The organism is Mesoterricola sediminis (genome assembly GCF_030295425.1).
GTDB lineage: Bacteria > Acidobacteriota > Holophagae > Holophagales > Holophagaceae > Mesoterricola > Mesoterricola sediminis.
Genome location: NZ_AP027081.1, coordinates 1,620,925 through 1,636,657, shown reverse-complemented (window position 1 = coordinate 1,636,657; position 15,733 = coordinate 1,620,925). Strand labels below are relative to the sequence as shown.

Genomic DNA, 15,733 nt, shown 5'->3' with positions numbered 1-15,733 from the left:
GGCGCCAGAGGCGCCCGGCCGGTTGGGAATGGAAGGACCTAGAACCGGAAGCCGAGGCGGACCTGGATCTTGCGGGGCGCCGTGTAGTCCCCGACCTGGCCGTCGGCCATGATGTAGGGGTTGTTGCTGGGATTGGGCGCGTTGTAGGCCACCGGCCGCAGGGCCGGGTTGGACCACCACGTGGGGTAGGCGGCGGCGATGGACGGATCGTAGGGCGCGAAGGTGCGGGTCCCGTCCGTCAGGGCCGTGGCGTGGTAGACGTACATCGGCTGCATGTGGTTGAAGAGGTTCGTCACATCCAGGGCCGCGAAGGCGCACACCTTGCGGTAGAGGGGCACCTCGTAGCCCAGGTGCAGGTCGAACCGGTACTGCTCGGGCCACCACAGCTGCTCGCCGGCGTAGACGCGGGTGACGGAATCCGAGTAGCCGTAGCTCTGGATCTCGGCGGTGGTGGGACCCGAGTACGAGCGGTAGCCGCTGAAGGACTTGGACCAGAAGTGGCCGAGGAGGGAGACGGTGGCCTTGCCGGCCTTGCCGAAATCATGGGTCCAGGCCACGTCCAGGTGGGCGGTGAAGGGCGTGGAGGAGGAGGACCACTGCCCCGGCTGGGGGCCCGAGGGATCCAGCAGGTCATTGGAGATGAAGTCGCCGTACTGGTTCCGGGTGCTGTTGCCGATGCCCTGGCCGGCGTTGGCCCGGGTGTAGGACCAGGTCAGGTTGCCCCCGGCCTGGAGGTCCGTCATGACCTGGCGCCTGTACTGGACTTCCAGCGCCTGGTAGCGGGTCTTCATGCCGCTGTCGGTGAAGTACTCCTGCCTGGCCTGGCCCGCGGCGGTGCCGGCGGCGCCCAGGTAGCGGAGACCGACGTAGTTGTCCTGGACCTTGTGGAGGAGGGTGGCGGTGAGGGACTGGACGTTGTCGGTGTAGCGGTACGAGAGGGTGGCCTCCCGGGAGCGCGGGGCCTTGGTGTCGGGATCCGCCACGACCTTGCGGTTCGTCAGGGGGTTGGTGGAGGCGAGGTAGGGATTGGCCGCGCCGAGCTGGGTGGCCGACTTGCCCCAGACGTTCCAGTTGATCGTGCCGTCGGCGTTGAGGGCGTCGCTGCCGTTGCCGGTGCCGTAGTACTTGTACAGGCGCACGGGGACGGTGTTGGACACGCTCGTGGCCGAGAAGGTGGAGACGTTGTACTGGCCCGAGTACTCCGCCAGGCCCAGGGAGAACACGTGCTTCCGGTCGCCGTTCAGGTCGAACGAGGCCGAGAGGCGGGGCGTCAGGATGGAGGCGGTGAATTTGTCGCCCTCGGGATCCAGCTTGACCTCGTTGCGGTCGAAGCGCAGGCCGGCGCTGGCGGACCAGTGGTTGTCGATCGTCCAGACGTCGTTGACGTAGAGGCCCAGGATGTGGGTGTCCGCGCCGCCCTGGAGGGGATCGAACAGGACGAGTTTGGTGGAGCTGGAGCTGTCCCGAACCAGGTTCCGGTAGAGGCGGTCCATGGAGGGCGGGGCCGCGACGGTCCAGCCGTAGAAGCGGATCTCGGCGCGGCTCGGGGTCATGGCCAGGTAGCTGCCGTCCGCGCCCGCGTAGCTGCCCATGGAGTCGATGCGGCTGTGGTAGTACTGCACGCCGGTCTCCAGGGCGTGCTGGGCGCTGTTCCAGGCCAGGTTGGCGCCCAGGGTGCGGATCTTCTCCTGGCGGCGGATCGGGGCCACGACCCCGTTGTCGTACCGGTCGCCGTTGCCGGCGCCCTTGGTGTCGATCCAGGTCACGACGTCGTCCCCGCCGGGGGAGCCGGTTCCGGGGCCGCCGGACTTGGTCAGGGTCTCGCTGGCGATCACGTCGAGCAGGAGGGAGGGGCTCAGGATGCTCGTGTACGAGACCGACTTGTAGGACTTCTCGGAGCGGCTGGGCCCCGCGCCCGTCTCGATGGTCGACATGCCGCGCCCGTTGGTGGGGCCCGTGCTGGACGATACATAGCGGCTCCAGGAGCCGGAGAGCTTGTTGGAACCGTTGATCTGCCAGTCCAGGCGGATGTCCTTCAACTCGCTCGTGGAGGTGGAGGTGAAGAGGTAGGGCTTGAAGAGCCCGCTGCCCACGGAGCCGGTCACGACGGTGGTGGTGCTCGGCGTGGTGGTCTTGTAGCCCACCGCGAAGAACAGGGTGTCCTTGATGATGGGGCCCAGGAACGTGTAGGACTGGACGTCGGTGACCCGGCGGGGCACGCGCATGCTCGTCGTGTAGGCGGACTGGCGCGGCAGGGCGTTCCAGGAGTTGCTGGTCAGGTCGTGGCGCGCGGACCCCTCGAAGGTGTTGCTGCCGCTCTTGGTGACGGTATTGACGACGCCGCCGACGAAGCGCCCGTACTTGGCGGAGATGCCGCCGGTGAGGACGTTGAACTGCTCGATGAGGTCGGGGTTCAGGGGCAGGAGCTGCGTGCCGCCGCCCGCGGAGCGGGACTCGACGCCGTTGATGGTGTAGGCGTTGCCGCCGTCCTCCGAGCCGTGGAAGTTGTACCCGCCGCTGGGGGTGCCCGGGAGGGTGACGAGGGCGGCCGCGTACGGGTCGGAGCCGATGAGGGGCAGGCTGGCGATGGTCGCCGAGTCGAAGTTGACGCCCGTGGCGGCCACGGTGGGGTCGACGCCCACTTCGCGGTTGGCCACGGCCACCACCTCCACCCGGGCCTCGGCCACGGGGCTCAGGGGCACGGCCAGGACCGTGTTCTGGTTGGCCACCACCGTCACCTGGGAGGCGAAGGTCGCCAGGCCGGGGGCCGTCACCCGCACTTTCACGGTGCCGGGCAGCAGCTGCGCGAAGAAGAACTTGCCGTCCTCGCCGGTTCGGGCTTCCCGGATGCCGCGGCCGGTGTCGACCTGGACGACCGCGCCGGCCAGGGGCTTGCGGCCGGGCCCGGCGACGGTCCCGGCGAGGTTGCCGACGGAAGCGCTCTGGGAGAGGAGGAAGGGGGATGCGGCGGCCAGGATGCAGCAAAGCTTTCCTAGGCCCGCCAGTCGGTCGGGTCGGATCATGGCATGGCTCCTTGGGAGGTGAGGTTCGGTTGAGGCCGAGGGCTTGAGGCCATGGTCACGGTCCTGTGGCAAATCCTCAAGATTATTTCAAGTGAAATGACGGCGCTGGTTTTAAGCAGGAGCCAGTCCCTCATTAAACCATGAGAAAAGAAGGTTTGCCGTCGGCACGAAGCCCGCGGCGCGCCCCACAAGCCGGGCTTTTCACGGGCCCTCCGGGACCCGCCGAAGGGTCAGCGCTTCACCGGCAGCGTCCACCGGTAGCCTTCGCGCTCCAGGGTCTGGATGGCGGGGTTCTCGTCCGAATCCCCCAGCTTCTTCCGGAGCGCGTGGATGTGGCGGTCCACCGTGCGCAGCGTGGGGCGCGCGTCGGCCTCCCAGGCCAGGTTCACCAGGTCGGCGCGGCTGTGCACGCGCCCGGGATGGGCGACGAGCACTTCCAGCAGGCGGAATTCCTTGAGGCCCAGCCCCAGGTCCGTGCGGCCGCGGAAGACCGTGAAATGCAGGTAGTCGATGCGGTAGGGGCCGCTCCGCGCCGTGCGCTGGAACGGGGCCTCCGGCTCGGAGCGGCGCAGGATCGCCTGGATCCGCGCGACCAGCTCGAGCATGGCGAAGGGCTTGGTGACGTAGTCGTCCGCCCCGGAGGAGAGGCCCCGCACGCGGTCCTCCCCGCCGGAGCGGGCCGTGAGGATGATCACCGGCACCTTGTCGGCGCGGCGCCGCAGGGTGGCCAGCACCTCGAAGCCGCCCATGCCGGGAAGGTTCAGGTCCAGGACCACCAGGTCCGCCGATTCCCGGCCATGGGCCGCGAGGCCGCCTTCCCCGCTGGTCTCCCAGGCCACGGCGAACCCTTCCGCCTCGAGGTTCGCCTTCACCATGGCGCCCATGTCGGGCTCGTCCTCGACGAGCAGGATCCTCCGGGACCGTGGCGTGGCAGGGCTCATGGGCTCCATTCAAGCACACCCCGCGGGGCGCGGGGCGGAATCAGGCCAGCGAGGCCGTCAGGAAGGCCTTCACGCCGGAGAGGCCGCCGGGATTCCCGGTGCGGGCCGCGACCTGGCCGTCCCGGAAGAGCACCAGGGCGGGAATGGACATGATCCCCAGGTCCGTGGCCGTGTCGGGGTTGGCGTCGATGTCCATCTTGACGATGCGGACCTTGTCCCCGAATTCCGCCGCGGCGGTCTCCAGGACGGGCGACAGGGCCTTGCAGGGTCCGCACCACGGGGCCCAGAAGTCCACCAGCACGCAGCCCTGGGCGGTGGCCTCCCGGAATCCGGCGTCCGTGATCTCAGCAAGCTTCGACATGGTCTCTCCTCGTGTCCTGCTCGGCGGGATGGGCCGCGAACCGGGCCAGGAGCAGGTCCTGGAAGGCCCGGGCGGCGGGGCACCACCGGGGCTGCCGGCGGTGGACGACCCGGATGTCCCGGGCGATGGGGGCGCCCGGCAGGGGGATCGCCGCGAGGCGCCCCTCGGCGCGCTCCGCCTCCAGGCAGAGGCGGGGCAGGATGGCGATGCCCGCGCCGGCGGCCACGAAGTGCTTGATGGCCTCCAGGGAGGGCAGTTCCATGGCGTTGGCCAGCCCGATTCCCGCCTGCTCCAGCTGGAACTCGAGGCGCCGGCGCGTCGGGGTGGGCCGGGAGTGGGCGATGAGGGGCCAGCACCGCAGGTGGGCCCAGGTGACGTTCGGCAGGCGTTCCAGGGGATGCCCCGGCGGAACGCAGAGCATGAGCGGGTCCACGAAGAGGGAGCGGTGGACCAGATCCCCCGAACCGGGCGCGAAGGCCAGGAACCCGAAGTCGAAGTCGTCGTCGGCCACCCCTTTCAGCACGTCGCTCGAGGGCCCCTGCACCACCTCGATGCGCACCCCCGGCGCGCGCGCGTGGAAGGCCTCCAGCAGGGGCGGCAGCAGGTAGGTGGCCAGGAGCTCCGGCGCCACGATGCGGAGCAGGCCGCGCCCGCCGCCCTCCAGGTTGCGGAGGCCCCGCTGGGTGGCCTCCCGGAGCTGGAGCACCCGCTCCGCCATGGCGAGGACGAGCCGCCCCGCCTCGGTGGGCACCACCCGGTGGGAGTTCCGCCCCAGGAGGCGCTCGCCGAACGCCGCCTCCAGGCGGCGCACGGCCATGCTCACCGCGGGCTGGGACCGGTTCAGCTTCCGGGCCGCCCAGGTGAAGCGGCCTTCCTGGGCGATGCAGAGGAGGATTTCCAGATCGGCGAAGTGCATGGCCGGCCCCCGGGGTTCAGCAGACGGCCGCTTCGCGCTCGGCGAGCCAGCGCTCGGCCTCGAGGGCCGCCATGCAGCCCCGCCCCGCGGCGGTGATGGCCTGGCGGTAGGTGGGATCCGCCACGTCGCCCGCGGCGAACACCCCCTCGACGGCGGTGCGGCAGGTCCCCGGCTCCACCTTCAGGTAGCCGCCCGCGTCCACGGGCAGCTGGCCGCCCAGGAAGGCCGTGTTGGGCTGGTGGCCGATGGCCACGAACAGCCCCTGGACCGGCAGGAGGCTGGTGGCGCCGGTGACGGTGTCCTCCAGCACCAGGGCCTCGAGCCGCTCCTGGGCCCCCCCGGCCAACTCGGCCCGGGCGGTGCGGAGGTCAGCGACCCGCTTGTTCCAGTGGAGGGTGATCTTCTCGTGGGCCAGGGCCCGCGCCTGCATGGCCTTGGAGGCCCGGAAGGCGTCCCGGCGGTGCACCAGGTGCACCCGCGTGGCGAAGCGCGTCAGGTACAGCGCCTCCTCCAGGGCCGTGTCGCCCCCGCCCACCACGGCCACCTCCCGGCCGCGGAAGAAGAAGCCGTCGCAGGTGGCGCAGGCCGAGACCCCGCCCCCGGCGCGGCTCAGGGCCTCGTCCTTGCCCAGGCCCAGCCACTTGGCCGAGGCGCCCGTGGCGAGGATGACCGTCTCGGCCAGGACCCGGCCCTGGTCCGTCTCCACGGCGAAGGGACAGGCCGAAAGATCGGCCGAGGCCACGGTGGCGGCCAGGATCTCGGTCCCGAAGCGCTCCGCCTGGGCCCGCAGGGTCGCCATCAGCTCCGGGCCGGCAATGCCGTCCCGGAAGCCGGGAAAGTTCTCGATGTCCGTGGTGATGGTGAGCTGGCCCCCGGGCTGGGGCCCCTCCAGCAGGAGGGGCTGCAGCCCCGCCCGGGAGGCGTAGATGGCGGCGGTGTACCCGGCGGGGCCTCCGCCGATGATCAGGACATTCCGGACCGGTTGGGACATGGGGACCTCGGGTTCAGGAGCGTAGCCAGGCCAGCATCTCGGCCGGCTTGCGGAAGCCCAGGCTGCGCCGGATCTCCCGGCCCTCGGCGTCCATCAGGATCACGGTGGGGAAACTGCGGATGGCGTAGGTCTTCGCCAGGTCGGGGCGCACCTTGTCGGCGTCCACCTTCACGGCGATGGCGTTGGCCTTGATCCAGGCCGTCACCTCGGGATCCGGCCAGGTCTTCTCGTCCAGCTCCCTGCACTGGGCGCACCACACGGCCCAGGTGTCCAGGAGGACCACCTTCCGGGAGGCCTTGGCCTCGGCGAGGGCCTTCTCGAAATCGGTCCCCCAGGCGGAGGCCTCGGCCTTCCCGGCCTGCGCGGCGCCTCCGGCGGGCAGGAGCTGCACGTCCAGGCCCGTCTCCACGGCCTTCAGGGCGAGGACCGCGGCGAGCACCAGGAGGACGGCGGCCAGGGCCCTGCGCGCCTGGGCGGCCAGGCCCTCCGCGGCCTCGAAGACCCCGAACACCGCCGCGCCGGCGAGGGCGGTCGCGGTCCACAGGGCGTAGTTGGCCCATCCGGGCACCACGAAGCGCACGTTCCAGGCCGCGAAGCCCAGGACCACCAGGCCCATGACGTGCTTGAGGCGGGTCAGCCAGTCGCCGCTGCGGGGCAGGCCCGCGCTGAAGGTGCCCACGGCCATGAAGAGCACGCCCATGCCCAGGGCGAAGACAAAGAGCTGCAGGCCGCCCAGGACCATGCTGCCCTTCTGGGCGATGCCCACCAGCACGGTGCCGATGATGGGGCCGACGCAGGGCGCGGCCAGGGGACCCAGGACGAGGCCCATGAAGAAGGCGCCGGCGTAGCCCTTGCGGGGGCCGCCGCCCTGGAGGCGGTTCTGGAGGCCCTGGGGCAGGCTGATCTCGAAGGCGCCGAAGAGGGACAGGGCGAAGACCGCGAAGAGCGCGGACACGGGCACGAGGAAGGCGGCCTTCTGGGCGAAGGCCCCGAAGGTGGCGCCGCTCCGGGCCGCGACGACGCCCAGCACCGTGTAGGTGACGGCCATGCCCAGGACGAGGACGAAGGAGAGGGAGAAGCCCTTCAGCCTGCCGCCGCCCTTGGCGCCGATGATGGCCATGGTGATGGGGATCATGGGGTAGACGCAGGGCGTGAGGGAGGCCCCGAGCCCCGCCAGGAAGACCACGAGGAGGCCCAGGAGGAAGCCTTTATCCTTGGCGGCCGGCGCGGGGGGCTCGGCATGGGCGGGGGCCGCGGCGGGCGCGGGCTGTGCGGCTTCAGGGGCGGGCGCGGCCTGCGGAGCCGGGGAGGCCGCGGCGGCCGGGGAGGCCTGGGCCGGAGCGGCCCCGGCCTTCGCCTTGGGCTCCGGCATCGGCTTCAGGTCCGCGGCCCTCACGGTCAACGGCACGTCGGTGGGCGGGTAGCAGTTGCCGCCCTCGCCCTCCGTGCAGGCCTGGTAGGTGACCACGAGCCGCGCCTCCCCCTGGAGGCCCTGGCCGGCCACGGGGATGCGCACGATGCCGTGGAAGACGTCGTCGCCGAGCTCGTCCTTGCCGTCGGCCCTGGGCAGGGGCCCCGCCTGGATCCGGCCGGCGCCCTCCAGGCGCACCTCGGTGAAGGATTTCTTGATGTGGGTCCCCTTGGGGACGGTGAGGACGACCTCGCCCTTCTCGAAGGCGACGCCGATCCTGGGATCGGCCGCGAGGCCCCGGCCCGCCCATGCGAAGACGAGGAGGAGGACCGGCAGGAAACGGGACAGGAGCATGGACGACCTCAGGAAAGGGGGTTCAGGGTCAGGGGGTCGCGCAGGGGCAGGCGCACCACGGGGAGCGGCGCCACGTCCGCGAGGGCGCCGGGATGGTCCCGGTCCCCGGCCAGGACCTCGTCGGCCTTGCCCACCACGAGGAGGACCAGCTTCGCGGGGTCCAGGTACGTCCGGGCCACCCGCTGCACATCCTCCGCCGTGACGGCCTGGATGCGCGCGCGGTAGTCGGCCCACCCGTCCTCGGGCCAGCCAACCAGGCGCTCGCTGGCGAAGAGGTCCACGACGCCGGCCTTCCGGCCCCACCGGGCGGGGAAGGCTTCCACGATCCCGGCCTGGATGGAGGCCAGCTCCTCGGCGGGCACGGGCTCGCGCTTGATGCGCTCCACCTCGGCCAGGAAGAGTTTCAGGGCGTAGGCGACGGAGGCGTTGCGGGTCTGGAACTGGCCGCTCCAGTTGCCCCGCCAGTAGGGACCGTCGCCGAAGGCGCCGCCGATGCCGTAGGTGAGGCCCTCGTCGCTGCGGATCTTCTTGGTGAGGCGGGCCGTGAAGTCGCCCCCGGCCAGGATGCGGTTGAGCACGGTCGCGGCGGCCCAGTCCGGGTCGGTGCGGCGCAGGCCCGGGAGGCTCCAGCGCACCAGGCTCTGGGGCACCGCCTTGTCCATCACGTAGATGCCGGGCCTGGCCCGGTAGGCCGGGGCGGGCACCGCGGGGCTCACCCGCGCGGCGGACCCGGCCGTGAGCCGGCCCAGGGTCGCGTCGAGGCGGGCCAGCATGGCTTTGCGCTGGAACTTGCCGGAGACGGAAACGACCAGGTTGGCGGGGTGGAGCAGCCGCGCGTGGAAGGCCGCCAGATCCTCCCGGGTGATGGCGTCCACGCTCGCGGCGGTGGCCCCGGCGCGGGTGAAGTGCCCCTCCCCGTAGAGGAGGCGCGGCATCTCCAGCCCCGCGATGGTGTCGAGCCGGTCGTTCCGGGAGGCCAGGCCCTGGCGGAGGGCGCGCTTGGCCTCCGCCAGCCGCTCCGGGGCGAAGGCCGGCTGGGTCAGCACCTGCATGAGCAGGTCCAGCCCTTCCGGCAGGTCCTTGTCCAGGATGTCCAGGGCGAGGGAGCCCGAGGTCTCGCCCAGCTGGGCCTGGAGGTCGGCGGCCAGGAACTCGAGCCGCTCGTCCAGGGCCGCGGCCGGGGTGCGGCGGGTGCCGCCGGCGCGCATCTGGGCCCCGGCGAGGGCGGCCAGGCCCTCCTTGCCCGCGGGATCCAGGTAGGAGCCGCCCTTGATGAAGACGCGGATCCGCACGAGGGGGAGCCCTCCGGGCTCGTCCGCGATGTAGACCGGGATGCCGTTGGAGAGGGCGGCCTTGAAGGCGCCCGCCTTGGGGACGGTGAAGGCGAGGGGCTTGAACGCGATGGCCTCGGGCCGGGGCGGGATGGCCTGGGCCTGCAGCGCCAGGCCCGCGGCCAGGGCGAGGAGGAGGGGGCGGTACATCACTTGGTCTCCTTCCGGCGGACCACCAGGGTGTTGCGGCCCTCGCGGGCGAAGTAGGTCCGGGCCACCCGCTGCACGTCCTCGCGGGTCACGGCCTGGAGGCGCTCCGGCTCGGCCAGGAAGTCCCGCCAGGTGCCGGCGGACACCGCCTCGGCGAGCTGGTCCCGCAGGTCCCCGTTCCGCTCCATGCGCCGGTACGTGTAGGCGGCGATCTGGTTCTTCACCTTCTGGAGCTCGTGGTCCGTGACGCCCTGGTCCTGGACGGCCCGGATCTCGTCGAGCAGGAGGGCCTCCAGCTCCTCCGGGCCCTTCCCGGGCACCGGGGCCGCGTAGAGGCGGAAGGTGCCGCCGTACTTCTGGCCCTCGAAGCCGCAGCCCGCCTCGATGGCGGCGCCCCGGCCCTGCACGAGGGCGCGCTTCAGGCGGCCCGAATCCCCGTTCAGGATGGCCGCGAGGATGTCCAGCGCCGCGGCGTCCCGGTGGACGGAGGGCACGGCCTTCTGGGCGATCAGCACGAAGGGGGTGGCCTCGACATCGGCGGTCAGGCGCTGCTCCCCGCCCTGGGGCGGTTCCAGCACGGTGACCGGCGGCGGCGGGACGGGGTTCGCGGGGACCCGCCCGAAGTAGCGGGTGAGGGTCGCCATGGCCTCCTCGGCCTTGAAGTCGCCCACCAGGATGAGCGTGATGTTGCCGGGGGCGTAGTACGTCGCGAAGAACGCGTCGGCCTGGTCCCGGGTCAGGCTGGAGATGTCGCTGGGCCAGCCGATGACGGGCCAGCTGTAGGGGCTGGCCTGCCACTGCATGGCCTGGAAGGTCTCCATGGCCCGGCCCGTGGGCGTCGCCTCCACGCGCATGCGGCGCTCCTCCAGGACCACGTCGCGCTCGCTGTAGAACTCCCGGAACACCGGGTCCAGGAGCCGGTCGGACTCCAGCCACGCCCAGAGCTCCAGCTTGTTGGCGGGCACATCGATGTGGAAGAAGGTGCGGTCGGTGGTGGTGTTGGCGTTCAGGCCCGTGGCCCCGGCCTGGCCGTAGACCTTGGGCAGCTCGTCCTTCACGATGAGGGCGCGCTGGGCCTTCACCAGGGCGTCCAGCTCCGCCAGGGCGGCCTGGAGGCGCGGCGTGCGCGCCGCGGGGTCCCGCAGGTCCTGGATCTCGCCGCGGCGCAGGCGCTCGCAGAGGAGGGCCTGTTCCTCCCGGACGGTCTTCATCACCTCGTCCTGCTTCCGGTTCAGCTCGCCGTCGCGGACCGCGTCCCGGGTGCCGATGGTGCGGGTGCCCTTGAACATCATGTGCTCGAAGAGGTGGGCCACGCCCGTGATGCCGGGCCGCTCATTGGCGCTTCCGGCCCGCACCACCCACCCACAGGAGATGGACGGCTCGTCATGGCGCTCCACGAGCAGCACCTGGAAGCCATTGGGCAGGGTGCGCTCCAGGATGGGGGGGGCCTGCGCCGCCAGGGAGGCGCACAGCGCTGCCGCTGCGGCCGCTTGAATGAAGCCGTTCATGCTCGCTCCGACTGTGGGATGGGGGGCCCGGAAGTCCAGGCGTGGACGGGGTCGCCGCTCCCTTGATGGTTTTCCGCTTCCGGACGGGCGGCAACGAGATCTTTGGTGAAGTTTCCGGGGTGTTTTAAGAGCGCTTCGACTGAAACGCAACCCGTTCATTCACCTCATTTAAAGACTCGGTCCGCCACGGGTCCCGGGCCGGAAAGCGCAGCCTCAGCGGCGGCCGCCCTCCGCGGGCGCGCGCCGGTAGACCAGGGTGTACACCAGGGGCCGGCGCAGCAGCAGCCCCTTGCTCTCCACGCGCACCCTCAGGACCAGGCCCTCGAGGCGGTAGGTCCAGGCGCGCATGCCGTCCTCGCCCATCAGGGTCTGGACGAGGGCCTTCCCTTCCCGGCGGACCGCGGCCAGGTAGGTCCCGCCGTCCGGCCCGGTCCAGGGCACGGCCCGGCCCGTGTCGGGCACGTCCAGGGCGGGCTCGCCCTCGGCTTCGGCGTGGAACCGGCCCCCCGCGTGGCGGAGGGTGATTCTCCGGGGGGCCGCCCGGACCACCTGAAGGCGGCGGCGCGCCCGGTCCGCTTCGGCGGGGCGCAGGCCTTTCGTCGCCGCCGCCACCTGCGCCTCCAGGTCCGGGGCCTGGACCAGGTCCCAGGTCCCCTCCACCTGGGCCAGGGCCGGCAGGGCCAACATGCAGAGCAGGCAACAGGAACGCAGGGTCAAGGCGGAGGCTCCGATTGAAGGGGAAACATCCATTATCCCCCCGTTCCCCTTCCGGCGGCTACAGGCGCGCGTTGAAGAGCCACCCCACGCCGATGATGCCCACGGTGACCACGCCGAGGAACAGCGCGATGAGGCGCGGCCGGAGCACCCGCCGGAGCAGGATCACCTCGGGCAGGGACAGGGCCGTCACCGCCATCATGAAGGCCAGGACGGTTCCCAGCGCGGCCCCCTTGGCCAGCAGGGTCTGGACGATGGGCAGCACCACGGCGGTGCTGGCGTAGAGGGGCACCCCGATGAGGACCGCCAGGGGCACCGTCCACCAGGAGCCGCGCCCCATGAACCCCGCCAGGAGGCCTTCGGGAATGTAGCCGTGGAGGAAGGCGCCGACACCGATGCCGGCCAGGGCGTAGGGCCAGACCTTCCCCACCGTCTCCCGGGCGCCCGCCAGGGCCCGGTCCAAGCGGACTGCCAGCCCCAGGGGCCCCGCGGGGGCCGTCCCGGAATCGGCCCGGCCCTCCGCCACCCAGGGCTCCACCGCCGAGGCGAGGTCGAACCGCCCGAGGATCCACCCCGACGCGGCCGCCAGGGCCACCCCGGTCCCCGCGTAGAGCAGGGCCAGCTTCCACCCGAACATGGCCAGGAGCAGCACCAGCGCGACTTCGTTGATCATGGGCGCGGCCACCAGGTAGCTGAACGTCACGCCCAGGGGCACGCCGACCCGCACGAGCCCGATGAAGAGGGGCACGGCCGAGCAGGAGCAGAAGGGGGTGAGGATGCCGAAGAGGCTGGCCAGGAGGTTGCCGGCCGCGCCCCGGCGCCGGGCCAGGAGCGCCCGGGTCCGGGCCGGGTCGAGGAAGCTCTGGAGGAAGGCCACCGCGAACGTGACCGCGCCCAGGAGGAGGAGCACCTTGGGCGCGTCGTAGAGGAAGAAGGCCACCGCCCCGCCCAGGCGCGAGGCGGGGTCCAGCCCCAGGACGCGGGCGGTGAGGAACCGGGCCAGGGGTTCCAGGCCCAGGTAGAGGGCCACGCCCGCCGCGAGGACCGGAGGCGCCCACCGGACCCAATCCGCGAGCCCCCGCCCCGCCCCGGCGGGCGGGACCGAGCAGCCGCAGCCCCCCGCCCCGCCGCAGCAGGCCTCCGTCAGGACCGCCCTGGATTCACGTCGAACGATGCGCATGGAAACTCCCTGGAAAGGACGGGCACCGGCCCATTGTTTCCATAATTCTAGTTCTATCGAAATATCTGTCAACCCCCGTGGCCGCCCCGTCGGCGGAGGGGTGCCCTGGGGGCTCCGGTCAGGGGCGGCGGTCCTTGCGGGACCGCATGACGCAGGCGCAGTCGCCGTGGAGGAGGGCGTCGGGATCGGTCACCAGGGGCAGGCCCTCCTGGTCCCAGGCCAGCATGCCCCCGTTGAGGCAGGCCACCCGGTCGAAGCCCGCCGCCAGGAGCGTCCGGGCCGCGGCCCGGGTGTAGACCCCCGAGGCGTCGGCCAGGATCAGCAGGACCGCCCGGGGCAGGTCGCCGGCGCGTTCCGCCACCTGGAGGTGGGGCACGCGCACGAGGCGGGGCACGGAGAAGGCCTTCATCTCCACCAGCGCGTCGCTGCGCAGGTCCACGAGGACCGCGCCGGCGCTGAGCTGCTCCAGGGCCTCCCGGGGCCCCAGGAACCACAGCCCCTGGATCACCATGCCCGGTCGCGCGCCGTCCGCCATGGCGGCCTCCTTTCCCCGGTCAGCCGCAGCAGCCGGCCTTCGCCACCGTCTCGTCCGAATCCGGCCACCAGCGCCTGCGCAGCCACAGGGCCACGTTCACCAGGCCGATGAGGGCGGGGACCTCCACCAGGGGGCCGATGACGGCGGCGAAGGCCGCCCCGTGGTGGATGCCGAAGGTGGCCACCGCCACCGCGATGGCCAGCTCGAAATTGTTGCTCGCGGCGGTGAAGCTGAGGGTGGCCCCCTGCGGGTAGGTGGCCCCCGCCTTCCGCGACAGCCAGAAGCTCACGAGGAACATGACGACGAAGTAGATGAGCAGCGGCACGGCGATGCGCACCACGTCCAGGGGCAGCTTCACGATCGCCTCCCCCTTGAGGCTGAACATCACCACGATGGTGAAGAGCAGCGCCACCAGGGTCAGGGGACCGATGCGCGGCACGAACGCGCGGTGGTACCAGTCGAGCCCCTTGATCCGCCCCAGGACGGTCCGGGTCAGGAAACCGGCGAGGAAGGGGATGCCCAGGTAGATGAGGACGGACCGCGCGATCTCCCCGATGGTGACGTTCACGGCGGCGCCCTGGAGCCCCAGCTTCGCCGGCAGGACCGTGGCGAAGAACCACGCGTACACGCTGAAGAAGAGCACCTGGAAGATCGAGTTGAAGGCCACCAGCCCAGCGCAGTACTCCGTGTCGCCCTTGGCCAGGTCGTTCCAGACGATGACCATGGCGATGCACCGGGCGAGGCCGATCATGATGAGGCCCAGCATGTACTCGGGCCGGTCCCGCAGGAAGATCACCGCCAGCGCGAACATGAGCACCGGGCCGATGACCCAGTTCTGGACCAGGGAGAGCAGCAGCACCCGCGGGTTCCGGAAGACCAGGTGCAGTTCCTCGTACCGCACCTTGGCCAGGGGCGGGTACATCATCAGGATCAGCCCCGCCGCCAGCGGCACGCTCGTGGTGCCCACGTTCCAGGCGTTGATGGCCCGGTTGAAGCCGGGCGCGGCGTAGCCCAGCAGGACGCCCAGGCCCATGGCCAGGAAGATCCAGAGGGTGAGGAACCGGTCCAGGAAGGAGAGACGGGGCGTGGCGGTCATGGGCACCTCGTTCAGGCGGGTCGGCGGGCGGAAAGGATGAGGCTGGCCACGAAATCGGCGGGGCGCGTCCCCTCCGGGAGGAGCGCCCGGAGCCGCGCGGCCATGGGATCGTCCTCCGGAAGCATGGCCTCCAGGGCGCCTTCCTTGGGCAGGAGCCGGACCTCCTCCAGGCCCGCCTCCCGCATCATGCGCGCCACGTCGTCCGCAAGGGAGGCCCCGGCGATGCATCCCACCAGCGCCTCCACGTCCCCGCGGACCTCGTCGGGGAGGGGCCGCAGCAGCACCATGTCCGAGATGGAGACGCGGCCCCCGGGACGGAGGACCCGGGCGATCTCCCGCCAGACCCGGGGCTGGTCCGGACTGAGGTTCAGGACGCAGTTGGAGAGGACCACGTCCACCGACGCGTCGGGAAGGGGGATCGCCTCGATCTGGCCGAGATGGAAGGTGAGGTTGGCCAGGCCGGTGCGGCGCTTGAACTCGGCGGCGTTGGCGCGGGCCCGGGCCACCATCTGCCGGGTCATGTCCACCCCGTGCACGTGGCCCGAAGCGCCGACACGCTGCGCGGCGAGGAAGGCGTCCATTCCCGCGCCGGAGCCGAGGTCGAGCACCGTCTCGCCGGGCCGGAGCTCCGCCATGGCCGTGGGATTGCCGCAGGAGAGGCCCAGGTTCGCCCCCTCGGGCAGGCGCGCCAGGTCGTCGCCGGCGTAGCCCAAGCCCAGGGCCACCTCGGAGGGCCGGGCGCCGCCGCAGCAGGAGGAGCCGGGCCCGCAGCATCCCGCGCCGGCGGACGCGATCTTCCCGTAGGCCTTGCGGACGGTCGTGTGGGTTGGATGGTCGGACAGGGGCATGGGGCCTCCTTTCACGGGCAGTCCGGGCCGCAGCGCCCGCTGCCGCAGCAGTTCTCCCAGACGTAGTCGGTGAGGGCCCGCAGATGGTCGAAGCAGGCCGCGTACCGGATCGTGGTCCCCTGGCGCGAGGGCTGCAGGAGGCCCGCCTGGGTCAGTTCCGAAAGGTGATGGCTGAGGGTGGAACCGGGGATGCCGAGCCGGGCCTGGATCTCCCCGGCCGGCGTGCCCCCCTCGGGGCCCTGGACCACCACCCGGACGATGGCAAGGCGGGCCGCGTGCCCCAGGGCCTTGAGGCGCCGCACGTGGAGGTCGAGGACGGGGTCGGAGGGTGCCATGGCCCCAGTGTATATTTCGACAAAACTAGAGCAATAGAA

Annotated in this window: 14 protein-coding genes; all 14 read right to left on the bottom strand. The window is 71.8% G+C overall.

Annotated features, from left to right (window positions below; all coding sequences use genetic code 11):
- Positions 1-38 precede the first annotated feature (38 nt).
- Positions 39-3,023 carry a TonB-dependent receptor gene (locus R2J75_RS07235; protein WP_316411421.1) on the bottom strand — a complete coding sequence of 995 codons (2,985 nt, stop codon included), beginning with the start codon at positions 3,021-3,023 and terminating at the stop codon, positions 39-41.
- A gap of 230 nt (positions 3,024-3,253) precedes the next feature.
- Positions 3,254-3,964, bottom strand: a complete 711-nt coding sequence (locus R2J75_RS07230) for a response regulator transcription factor (protein WP_243333676.1) — start codon at positions 3,962-3,964, stop codon at positions 3,254-3,256.
- A 40-nt stretch (positions 3,965-4,004) separates the two neighbouring features.
- A complete protein-coding gene (gene trxA, locus R2J75_RS07225) occupies positions 4,005-4,325 on the bottom strand; it encodes a thioredoxin (protein ID WP_243333674.1) in 321 nt (106 codons plus the stop codon).
- Positions 4,309-5,241 (bottom strand): LysR family transcriptional regulator, encoded by a 933-nt coding sequence (locus R2J75_RS07220; protein ID WP_243333671.1) that lies wholly within the window; start codon positions 5,239-5,241, stop codon positions 4,309-4,311. Before R2J75_RS07220 ends, trxA begins: the two co-directional genes overlap by 17 nt.
- Before the next feature lie 16 nt (positions 5,242-5,257).
- On the bottom strand, positions 5,258-6,232 hold the full coding sequence (trxB, locus tag R2J75_RS07215) for a thioredoxin-disulfide reductase (RefSeq protein ID WP_243333669.1): 975 nt from the start codon (positions 6,230-6,232) through the stop codon (positions 5,258-5,260).
- Positions 6,233-6,245: 13 nt separating this feature from the next.
- Entirely contained in the window at positions 6,246-7,997 is a 1,752-nt protein-coding gene (locus R2J75_RS07210) for a protein-disulfide reductase DsbD family protein (RefSeq protein ID WP_316411420.1), read from the bottom strand.
- An 8-nt stretch (positions 7,998-8,005) separates the two neighbouring features.
- On the bottom strand, positions 8,006-9,478 hold the full coding sequence (locus R2J75_RS07205) for a M16 family metallopeptidase (protein WP_316411419.1): 1,473 nt from the start codon (positions 9,476-9,478) through the stop codon (positions 8,006-8,008).
- Positions 9,478-10,986, bottom strand: coding sequence for a M16 family metallopeptidase (locus R2J75_RS07200; RefSeq protein ID WP_316411418.1), 1,509 nt, complete (start codon positions 10,984-10,986; stop codon positions 9,478-9,480). The genes R2J75_RS07205 and R2J75_RS07200 overlap by 1 nt, the downstream gene beginning before the upstream one ends.
- Positions 10,987-11,199: 213 nt before the next feature.
- A complete protein-coding gene (locus R2J75_RS07195; protein WP_316411416.1) occupies positions 11,200-11,703 on the bottom strand; it encodes a hypothetical protein in 504 nt (167 codons plus the stop codon).
- A 58-nt stretch (positions 11,704-11,761) separates the two neighbouring features.
- Positions 11,762-12,880 carry a permease gene (locus tag R2J75_RS07190; RefSeq protein WP_316411415.1) on the bottom strand — a complete coding sequence of 373 codons (1,119 nt, stop codon included), beginning with the start codon at positions 12,878-12,880 and terminating at the stop codon, positions 11,762-11,764.
- 118 nt (positions 12,881-12,998) lie between these two features.
- Positions 12,999-13,415, bottom strand: a complete 417-nt coding sequence (locus tag R2J75_RS07185; protein ID WP_316411414.1) for a rhodanese-like domain-containing protein — start codon at positions 13,413-13,415, stop codon at positions 12,999-13,001.
- Positions 13,416-13,434: 19 nt separating this feature from the next.
- A complete protein-coding gene (gene arsB, locus R2J75_RS07180; RefSeq protein ID WP_243333655.1) occupies positions 13,435-14,511 on the bottom strand; it encodes an ACR3 family arsenite efflux transporter in 1,077 nt (358 codons plus the stop codon).
- A gap of 11 nt (positions 14,512-14,522) precedes the next feature.
- A complete protein-coding gene (arsM, locus tag R2J75_RS07175) occupies positions 14,523-15,359 on the bottom strand; it encodes an arsenite methyltransferase (RefSeq protein ID WP_243333653.1) in 837 nt (278 codons plus the stop codon).
- An 11-nt stretch (positions 15,360-15,370) separates the two neighbouring features.
- Positions 15,371-15,694: an ArsR/SmtB family transcription factor gene (locus R2J75_RS07170; RefSeq protein WP_243333651.1), complete on the bottom strand. Its 324-nt coding sequence runs from the start codon at positions 15,692-15,694 to the stop codon at positions 15,371-15,373.
- Positions 15,695-15,733 lie beyond the last annotated feature (39 nt).